The sequence below is a fragment of the Flavobacterium frigidum genome (genome assembly GCF_048286735.1).
Lineage (GTDB): Bacteria > Bacteroidota > Bacteroidia > Flavobacteriales > Flavobacteriaceae > Flavobacterium.
Map to the genome: position 1 here is coordinate 127440 of NZ_JBLVPU010000007.1, position 10112 is coordinate 137551.

The 10112-nt window shown below is 33.0% G+C and carries 6 protein-coding genes and 1 pseudogene; 6 read left to right on the forward strand and 1 reads right to left on the reverse strand.

The annotated features are described in order from the left end of the window. Nucleotides 1-626: 626 nt before the first annotated feature. The 4 genes and pseudogenes from ACNQGO_RS06360 to ACNQGO_RS06375 all read left to right on the forward strand — a co-directional run. Nucleotides 627-1154 carry an FG-GAP repeat domain-containing protein gene (locus ACNQGO_RS06360; RefSeq protein ID WP_417984721.1) on the forward strand — a complete coding sequence of 176 codons (528 nt, stop codon included), beginning with the start codon at nucleotides 627-629 and terminating at the stop codon, nucleotides 1152-1154. 20 nt (nucleotides 1155-1174) lie between these two features. Next, nucleotides 1175-4048 carry an FG-GAP repeat domain-containing protein gene (locus ACNQGO_RS06365; RefSeq protein ID WP_417947515.1) on the forward strand — a complete coding sequence of 958 codons (2874 nt, stop codon included), beginning with the start codon at nucleotides 1175-1177 and terminating at the stop codon, nucleotides 4046-4048. A gap of 9 nt (nucleotides 4049-4057) precedes the next feature. Beyond that, on the forward strand, nucleotides 4058-4189 hold the full coding sequence (locus tag ACNQGO_RS06370) for a T9SS type A sorting domain-containing protein (protein ID WP_417947516.1): 132 nt from the start codon (nucleotides 4058-4060) through the stop codon (nucleotides 4187-4189). Nucleotide 4190: 1 nt separating this feature from the next. Continuing rightward, nucleotides 4191-4331: pseudogene (locus tag ACNQGO_RS06375) on the forward strand (transcriptional regulator); the annotation flags it as partial. A 684-nt stretch (nucleotides 4332-5015) separates the two neighbouring features. Here ACNQGO_RS06375 and ACNQGO_RS06380 read toward each other — a convergent pair. Next, nucleotides 5016-7412, reverse strand: a complete 2397-nt coding sequence (locus ACNQGO_RS06380) for a TonB-dependent receptor domain-containing protein (RefSeq protein WP_417947263.1) — start codon at nucleotides 7410-7412, stop codon at nucleotides 5016-5018. Between the two features lie 177 nt (nucleotides 7413-7589). Between ACNQGO_RS06380 and ACNQGO_RS06385 the strand changes: the two genes are divergently transcribed. Both ACNQGO_RS06385 and ACNQGO_RS06390 read left to right on the forward strand, forming a co-directional pair. Further along, nucleotides 7590-8666, forward strand: a complete 1077-nt coding sequence (locus tag ACNQGO_RS06385; RefSeq protein ID WP_417947264.1) for a sensor histidine kinase — start codon at nucleotides 7590-7592, stop codon at nucleotides 8664-8666. Continuing rightward, nucleotides 8654-9376 (forward strand): LytR/AlgR family response regulator transcription factor, encoded by a 723-nt coding sequence (locus tag ACNQGO_RS06390; RefSeq protein WP_417947265.1) that lies wholly within the window; start codon nucleotides 8654-8656, stop codon nucleotides 9374-9376. The genes ACNQGO_RS06385 and ACNQGO_RS06390 overlap by 13 nt, the downstream gene beginning before the upstream one ends. The last annotated feature ends 736 nt before the right edge of the window (nucleotides 9377-10112 follow it).

The following is a 10112-nucleotide window of genomic DNA, read 5'->3' on the forward strand; positions in this document are numbered from 1 at the left end:
TCATAATCTAAACTTCTTGTATGAAACTATTTTAAAATTTAATAATATGTCTTGTCTTGAAATAGCGATACACAAAAAGTGTCCTAATGGAAAAACATTAAGAAACACGCTATGTGAAGCGAACACAAAAAATATTAATGTATTTTAAATTATAAATTGTTAAAGAAATTGAACAAGGCAAATAGAATTTGAATCTTGCTAAGGTAAACCAGGTACTCAAAATGTAAGAGCACTCCTCGGCATCAGTAAATACAGGAGAATTATCCAAAAATGACTAGTAAAAAGTAGGAGAAAAGCAGCTAAATAAATGATCACTTTTTTTCATAAATTTATGCATCAGCAAAAATTTACTGATTATTTTTATAGTATGCTAAAACTTAAGTAAGGCCATTGATAAAGTACGAAGAACTTTCCTAAAAGATTATGAATCTACTCAAAGTATATGCAGCATATTACAGGAATGAGTTATCGCCAAACCACAAAATTGCTCCAAAAAATCAGAGAAGACTTAAACAAACCTATACATAACTTTGTAATTTTAAAATTATATGCTTTTCGTTTTTAGCAACTTATTTTAATCGTCTATATCTTAATAAAAACCTACTTTTACAAAATATATTTATACCATGAAAAAATCATTACTATTTTTCCTTGTATTTTTTTCTGTATCTACGCTTTATTCTCAAATTAGTTTTCAGGAACAGGAAGTAACAAGTTATACCGACAGCAGCAGAGAAAACAGAACGGCAGACATCGATTACGATGGCGATATGGATATTGTTACTTTTGGTTCTTCAAATATTGACTGGTATGAGAATAATTTCCCTGCTCAAGGTTTTAAGCCTAAGCAAAGTATTACTACTCTTTCGGGAAGTGCTTTTATAGTTTCGATAGAGATCAGTGACTTTGATGGTGATGGAGATTTAGATGTCTTGGGGACGGATTCTTTTGGAGATAAATTATTTTTACATACCAACCTTGATGGGCAGGGTACTTTTAGCGCTATGCAAGTTTTAAAAACAATTGATGCTATTCAGTTTGTCAAGCATATCGATATGGATAAAGATGGCGATAAAGATCTTGTTTGTAAATCCATTGGAATAGGTTATTATGAAACACAAATCAAGCCAATAATTACAGCGTATTCCATGTAATCAACAATCAGCCTATTAATGTGAGGCATAACATTCAGATTAATGATTTTAATAATGATGGATACCCGGATATATTTTACAAGTTCGATACTTCACTTCAGTGGATAAAAAATAATGCGGCTGTTACATTTTCACCACTTACTGTAATTAGCATTTCAAATAGCGTATTTTATTTTTTCGATAGTCGTGATATCGATAATGATGGCGACGTCGATTTAGTTGGTAACGTGGAGCTCAATGGTAACGAAAAGCTGGTTTGTTACCTAAATAATGGTCTTGGGGTCTTTACGGAACAAACCATACGACAAAATTTAACTGGGGACATCAGAGCTGTTAAGCTGGATGATATCGACAATGACTCGAAAGTGGATATAATAGTTTCAATAACAAGTACTAACGGAGAATATTTCTCTGATTTGTATTGGTATAAAAATAATGGTTCTACTACTTTCACTAATCAGCCTGCCATCGAACTTAAATTGAGAGCTATTTATCAAATTGAAACTTTCAACCTGAACAATGATGGCAATAAGGATATTATAACATCGTCATACTCTCACAGAACTACTACCTACCAAAATAACGGCTCCGGAACTTTTGCGGTACCGAAATATCCCGCCGCAGCAAATTTATCAGCTTCTTGTGCTGTTGTAGGAGATATAGATGGAGACGGAGATATAGATATTGTAACCTCTTCCGCTAGTGAAGGTAAAATCTATTGGTATAAAAAATCCGATACCGATACAACATATGGCAATCAAATCATCATAAACCATAATGTAAGCTCTGCAAAAAAAGTAGCCCTTGCCGATATGGATGGAGATGGTGACCTGGATATAGTTTCTATTTCTGGACCTTCTACCTCCGGATATGAAGATAAAGTTTCCTGGTATAAAAATTTAGATGGCTTAGGCAATTTTGGCACACAAATCAATATTCCGATTGGTGGTTATGACAGCCCTGACGGATTAGCAGTTTATGATGTCGACGCTGACGGCGACCAGGATATTGTAACCTCGCTTATCAACAACTGGCCTGCTACAGGAGATAAAATTATCTGGTATGCGAACAATGGCTTTGGAAGTTTTTCAGGTGAACAAATAATTGCAGGAGGAATTATTGGAATACGTGTCCTTAAGGAGGCTGATATTGATAATGATGGTGATTTTGATTTGGTTTTCACATCAGCTCAGGAAAGCAAAATTGGATGGTTTGAAAATCTTAATGGAATAGGCAGCTTTGGCTCACAACGAATAATCACTACTAATGCTTTTTACGTTGCAGACGTTGCCATAGCGGATTTGGATAGTGATGGTGATAAAGACGTGGTTTACATGTCAAACGGTTCTGTTGATGATATTCTTTGGCAGCCAAACCAGGATGGCTTAGGTAATTTCGGCGGATCAAGAATAATAAATTCAAATGTAGATATAAACGGCGCTTCAACCCTTTTTGCAGGGGATATAGATAATGATTCCGATATCGATATTATAGTGGGAGAAAATACCAAAACAACATGGTCTGAGAATTTATATGGTCAAGGTAATTTCGAACCCCCTAAAACTATTTCCTCCACTGTTAGTAATCCTTCCAGCTCTCTATTAATGGATCAGGACAATGATGGCGATATGGATCTTTTACTGGCTTCATTGGGCAGTAACAAGGTCCTTTGGTACAAAAACTTGGGAGTTACAAAAAATACTATAAAAGGAGTGGTTCGCTTAGACATCGAAGGAAACGGTTGCGGCACTAACGATGCCTTGTTGCCAAATATTTTAGTTTCTACCACGAACGGAACTTCTACGGAGGCTACCTTAACATTCCGAAATGAATTTGCAGGGCAATACCGTTTATATACCGGTCAGGGGAATTTTCAGACTTCAGTGGTTCATAACCTGCCGAACTATTTTATGCTGACTCCGTTAACACAAAGTTCTTCTCTCACCAATTTCGGTACTATCGCTACTGCCAATTTTTGTATCGAGCCCATTGGGCAGATTGATGATTTAAACGTGGCGCTTTATCCTCTTGGAGAGGCAAGACCGGGTTTCAATACTTCCTATCAGCTTGTGTATAAAAATATCGGTACAACAACATTAACCGGTCAGGCTACTTTGGAATATAATAACACTAAAATTCAATTTTTAAATGCAAGTACTACTCCAAGTTCACAAACAGCCAATACATTGAATTATAATTTTACCAATTTAGCGCCTTTTGAAGTTCGGACAGTGATTTTAAATTTCAATGTATTTGTCCCTCCAACTACAAATATTTCTGAAAATTTATTGTTTACAGCAACCGTAACACCTGCTAGTTCTGACCATACTACAAACGACAATACTTTAGTCTTAAATCAACAAGTAATCGGCTCCTATGACCCTAATGATATAACTTGTTTAGAAGGCGATCAGGTTTTAATTGCTAATGCTGACAAATATCTGCATTACGTGATCCGTTTCCAGAATACTGGAACGGCAAGTGCGATAAACGTCAAAGTGCAGCATCTATTGGATCAAAAGTTGGATTGGACTACTATTCAATTGGAAGGAATGAGCCATAACGGAATGGTAACCATCAAAGATCAAAACTTGATTGAGTTTATGTTCAATAATATCTATCTTCCACAGAGTGCCGCGAATGAAGTGGATTCACATGGTTTTATAACCTTTAAAATAAAACCTAAGAAAACAGTTGTTTCCGGTGATATTGTCAATGCAACAGCGAATATTTATTTCGACTTCAATCCACCTATAACAACCAATACCGCTGCTACAGTGTATACTAATTTTCTGGGGACCGATTCGTTTGCTGCTGAGAGACTTATTGTGTACCCAAATCCTGTTAAAGACCAACTTTTGATCACAAGTGATGAAGAAATTTTACAGGTTTAAATTCATAATATATTAGGCAGTAAGGTTTTAGAAGAGAAAAATAAAAATGTGATTAATATTTCTAATCTGGAATCAGGGATGTATTTAATCTCCATAACAACAGAAAAAGGGAATTGTAATAAAAAATTTATAAAGAAATAACGGAGTAGCACTTACGGTTGTCCGTAAAATTGAACAAGGCAAAGTAAATTTAAATCTTGAAAAGGTAAACCAGGTACTCAAAATGTTAGAGCATACCTCAGTTCAAGTAAATGCAGGAGAATTATCCAAAAATGACCAGTAAATAGTTAGGAGAAAAGCAGCTAAATAAATGATCACTTTTTTTCAAAAATTTCTACATCATTAAAAAGTTACCGATTAACTTTATTGTATGCTAAAACTTTAGTAAGGCCATTGATAAAATACGAAGAACGTACCTAAAAGAATATACATCTACCCAAAGGACATAACATTGCATTACGGGCAAGAGTTATCGCCAAATCACAAGATCGATCCAAAAAATCAGAGAAGACTTAAACAACACTCTAAAAAATTTTATAAGTGCAGAAGCGTTTTGTCAATATACAGGTTTAAAAAAGAAATAAGTCGAGCAACATATCATTGGATAATTTTTCATTTACCTTACTATGAATATTTTAGAAAAGCTAAATAGGATTTGCAATTAAAACTGCAATTTAAGTTAAGTTAATACTGTTTACGAAGCTCACATCGCCTATGGACTTATTAATTAATATGGAGCAGGCAATTAAACTTAAACGTACCCGCAAAGTATCAGACTTTGACAAGTCACGACCTGAATTCGTAGATGAACAAATTCCAACGTAATACAGAAGATGAATTAAATTTTTAAAAACTAGAATTCCTTGAACTGATCAGCAAAAAAATTAAGTGTCTGTTTGCTCCTTAAACTAGTGTGATTTTATAGTTGAAATAATTTAATCACAATTTAAATAGTAGGATTACCATATCATAACCTTTTGTTTTCCTCCTCTATACTTGAGTTTCTTTTTGCCGTTTTTGCATCACTATTACCAAAATTATAACTGATATTGACTCTAAATTGTCGGCTTTCATAACCACCGTTACCAGCAATATACAAATCACCAAACTGTGTTATTCCAGACCACGGTGAAGTGAAGAATACATCGCTAAGTGCTAAACGTAGATTGACTTTGTCTTTTAAAATCTTTTTTTGCAAAGCAAGATCTAAGGAGCCCAAGCTCAAGGTCCGGTACGTGCCTCCCCAAACAGATGGCGAACTGTACCAACCTGATACTTCTAATTTTATTTTGTTAGGCAATGTAAAAGTGTTTTGGCCATAAAAATTAAAATTGTTTTGAGTTATAGACACAAAATTAGCATCATTGCCTTTGTAAGAACTGTTTGAAGCAGATACATTAACAAATACATCCCACCATTTTTTTGGACTAAAAGGATAAGAAACACCCAAATTCCATACTTCTTGATTCGCAACATTTCTTGTGGTTATAAAATTTTTGTTCGTGCCTTCTGCTTGTGTGATTTGTGCAAAAAAGTCTTTGATAAAACTATAACTCAATGACGTGGTTAAGGTGTATTTGTAAGTATGTGAAATTTTATAATTATCACTATACTGCGGCTGCAAAAACGGATTGCCACGGGAAAACGACAATTCATCCAGTTGCATTTCAAACGGATTTAAGGATTGGTAACTCGGTCTTTCAATACGCTTGCTGTAATTGATAACCCATGCATTGTTATGATTGGGATTATAGGTCAAACCAGTACTCGGAAAATAATTGGTATAATTTCTTTTTACAGTATTGTTTTGGTTGGCTTGGGTGCTGATAAGTTCGCCTTTTGAGATTGTTTGTTCTGCTCTAATTCCTATTTGAAAAGCCATTTTCTCCCACTTTCTGTTGTAGTTAAAATACAAGGCATTGATGTTTTCTCTGTATTTAAATTTGTTGCTTCTGTCAGTATTTAATGTTTCTGTATTGTTCTCTACATCATAAAAGTCAAAGGAGTTGTCGGTATTCACCACCGAAGTTTTAAACCCAAGGCCTAATTTGCCTTTCATAAAATCTTGTTCATAATCACTTTTAAAACTAATGATATCGATGCCAATAGGCGTATTCATTCTATAAATAAATTGGTCTTGAACCATAGTTTCATCGCCATTGTAATACGTATTAGGTTGAAAATTATCACGCTTTCTGTTGTATTTTCCGTGATCAAAATCTGCACTTAATGTGTGTCCTAAAGTATCTGTATAACGGTAATTCAGATTGCTTTGTATGTTATAAGTCTTGGATTGTGAATTGCTTTGGGCAACTAAAACCTGATTTGGTGAGGTATTTCCTTGCGGTGTTATGGGTGTTCGGGTATTTCCATCGGTATACGAATTATTAAAATTAGCATTTACAACAAACCCAAAAGTGCTTTTTTTGGTTGCATAATAATCCAAACCTGTTTTAATATTGTTGGCATTGGTATTAGAAATAGTAGTAGTTTTTGAATCAAAAATAGTATTATATTGCCTTCTGTACGAATTGATAAAACTATACGAATCGTCAAACCTGTTGCTGTAGGATCCAAATAAATTGGTTTTTTTAGAACGATGGTTCAAAGAAAGCGAACTGTCATATTTGCCAAATCTACCAATCCCATAGCCTAAAGCAACACTTCCGTTAGTTCCAAAACGCTTGTCTTTCTTGAGTTTGATGTTTACAATTCCTGCATTTCCAGCAGCATCATATTTTGAAGAAGGTTGGGTTATAATTTCGATACTATCCACATCTGAAGACTGAATGGATTTTAAATAAGCATTCAAATCCTGCTCTGATAAAATACTTGGTTTACCGTCAATATATATTTGTACACCCGTTTTTCCTTCTACAATTAAATTATCATTATTATCAATCACAATGCCCGGTGCTTTTCTCAACAATTCAAATGCGGTAGTTCCAGTGGCACTCAATGTGTTTTGAACATTAAAAATAGTTTTATCTGCAAGAACTGTGATGAATGGTTTTTTATTCACAATAACCACTTCTTTGAGTTGGTCTGCTTTTTTTTCTAATTCAAATGGTGATAAAACAATCGATTTGTCTATCATATCAAAATTTTGTGACTTAAAATCCTTAATAGTAATTCCAGAAATAATGATGTAAAACGAACCTGAATTTATAGCATCAAAATTAAAAGTACCTTCAGTATTTGTAGTAGTACTTCTAATTATCAAATTAGTAGTGGCGCTGTAAAGTGAAACCGTTAGATTTTCGGTTTTCTCATTAGGAACACTTGCTTTTCCGCTAATCTCTAAAGTTTGGGCTTGTAAACCAAGAGTAAAAAGTACAATAATTAATGACAATGCTATTTTCATAACTGTAAGTTTAGATTGCAAATATTTAATTTTCATAACCATGTGACAATCTTTTTCCGACGAATTAAAGAATACTACGATAGATTGCAAAAAATCAATTCGTCGATAAATAAGTCAATCTGCCGATAATTGTTATTTTGTAAATAAAAATGTTTGCTATATTTAGCTAAAAATAAAATGAATAAATTTTTTTTCAATACTACTTTTTTTGGCATTCGCTACAAAGTTATTTTGTTGGTTTTTTTGTTTTATTTGTTCTTTATGTTGTCTTATTTTATTGCGCTTACAATCAGTTTTTCGGATTATGCAAAAGATGACTCCCAACTTAGTTTGCGCAATTTAATACCAGAAACTTTTGATTATTTCCTCAAATTCATTGTGACCATTCCCATTTGGTATTTGATATTTAGAAAATTTAAAAACAAATCGCTGTATTTTAGATTGTGCATTCACATTTTTACTTTGCCACTTTTTATATTGGTTTGGAAAGCCATTTTTTACTTCGTTTTAGAATCTTTTGGATACAACCATCTTATAGGTTCCAGTCAAGCGTGGGATATTTACATACCCGGATTGTTTTATTGTATACAATTTGGCGTTTTGCATGCTTATGAATATTACAAAACCAACGAAGAGCAACAAAAAATTCAATCAGCACTTCGGGAAGCTGCTTTAAAAAATGAGTTGGCAGCTTTAAAAAGCCAATTGAATCCGCATTTTTTATACAATGTTTTTAATACCATAAACGCATCAGTACCTAAAGAGTTAGAAAATACCCGAAATATGATTGCAACCTTGGCTGATATGTTTCGGTACCAACTGCAAGCATCACAATCAGAATTAGTGACTGTAAGAGAGGAAATTAATTTTGTAAAACAATATTTAGAACTTGAAAAAGCCAGGTTTGAAGATCGATTAGAAATTGAAATTGATATTGAATCAAATATTCTTGACGAAGCCATTGTACCAATGATTATTCAGCCTTTAGTAGAAAATGGAATCAAACACGGGCTGTCTCCATTAATTGAAGGTGGTAAAATCAGAGTTGAAATACGAAAGAATGTCGATACACTATATTTTACGGTATCAGACACTGGCGTTGGCGTTGCAGATAAAACAATGCTTTTTGGAACAGGTATCGGATTGACAAATACGAAGTTAATTCTAGAAAAAATGTACAACTCTACCTTAAAGATTACAGATAATTTTCCTCGAGGATTAAAAATTGAATTTGAAATTCTATGCAAAAAGTAATAATTGTTGATGATGAATCCTCTGGAAGAAAACTCATAAAAGAATATTTAGAGTATTATCCCGATTATTTTATTGTAGGCGAAGCCAATAATGGCGTCGATGCCGTAAAAATAATTAATGAATTCAAACCAGATTTGGTTTTTTTAGACATTCAAATGCCTGGTCTTACTGGATTTGAAGTAATTACTTATCTTGAAGAAATTCCACAAATAATTTTTTCAACAGCCTATGACAAATACGCTTTAAAAGCATTTGAAGTTCATGCTATTGATTATTTATTAAAGCCTTACACACAGGAACGGTTTAAAATGGCAATGAGCAGAACAAACAATACGATTGAAAAATTACTTCCATTAGCCGAAAAATTACTAATTGACAAGCCCAATTATCCGGATAGAATTTTGGTTCAAACTTCAAAAAAACTCATTACTATTGCGGTGAAAGACATTATAAGGATTGAAGCCTATGGTGATTATTCTAAACTTCATGTAAAAGACAATTGTTTTTTGAGCAATTTTGGGATTACTACATTAGCCACAAAATTGAATCCAGAGTTGTTTATAAGGGTACATCGATCATCAATTATAAATATTAGTTTTATAAAAGAACTCTCTAAAACAAGCAATAGTTTTGATGTTTTAATGTCTAATAATGATAACGTAAGGGTAAGCCGTGGGTATTTAGAAAACATAAAAAAATTAAAATATTAATGTTTAGATGGTACTAGAAAATTCCAATCCTGCAAGTAATATAACTGATTTTCGATACACATGCAGAGTATTCAAAAGCATTAGCGAAGATATATTGTAACCAATTCTTACAAATCAAAAAATAAATGTCGATCGTAAAGATATAGCTGGCGTAACAATGAGTGAAAAGAACAAACCTTTCACATCTTTCGATTTACTTTTGCAAATACGATAACGTTTACAGACGGCGTATCCATAGAAAGCGAAAACAAAAGCTAGTTTAAAAAAACTTGCGAACTACCCAACACGATACAATTGTTTTTAATAAAAAAAGTAAATGAGGATATGAATAATTTGAAAAAAAGTTTATCAATAAAAAAAAATGCCTAGAAAATTGCTAATGGTTAATTATTTCAATTGATTATTTAAAAAAATAAAATTTGACTAATTTTTGTTACAAATTGATTAATCCAAATTACTCAGTTGAGTATAAACTGCATTGTTAATGAATGTGGAATAGTTGGCAGCTTACATTTGAGAAAGAACGCTTTTCAAAACTTTTGATAATGAAAATAGGAATCTCAAAAAAACTAAAAAAAAACGCCCAAATCAATGATTCGAGCGTTTTTTATCACGATAATGTCCCGTCCTGAAATAGCGATACACAATAAGTATCCTAATGGAAAAACATGAAGAAACACACTATGTGAAGCGGACTCAAAAAGATTATTCAATGTCTTTTAAATTACAAATTGTT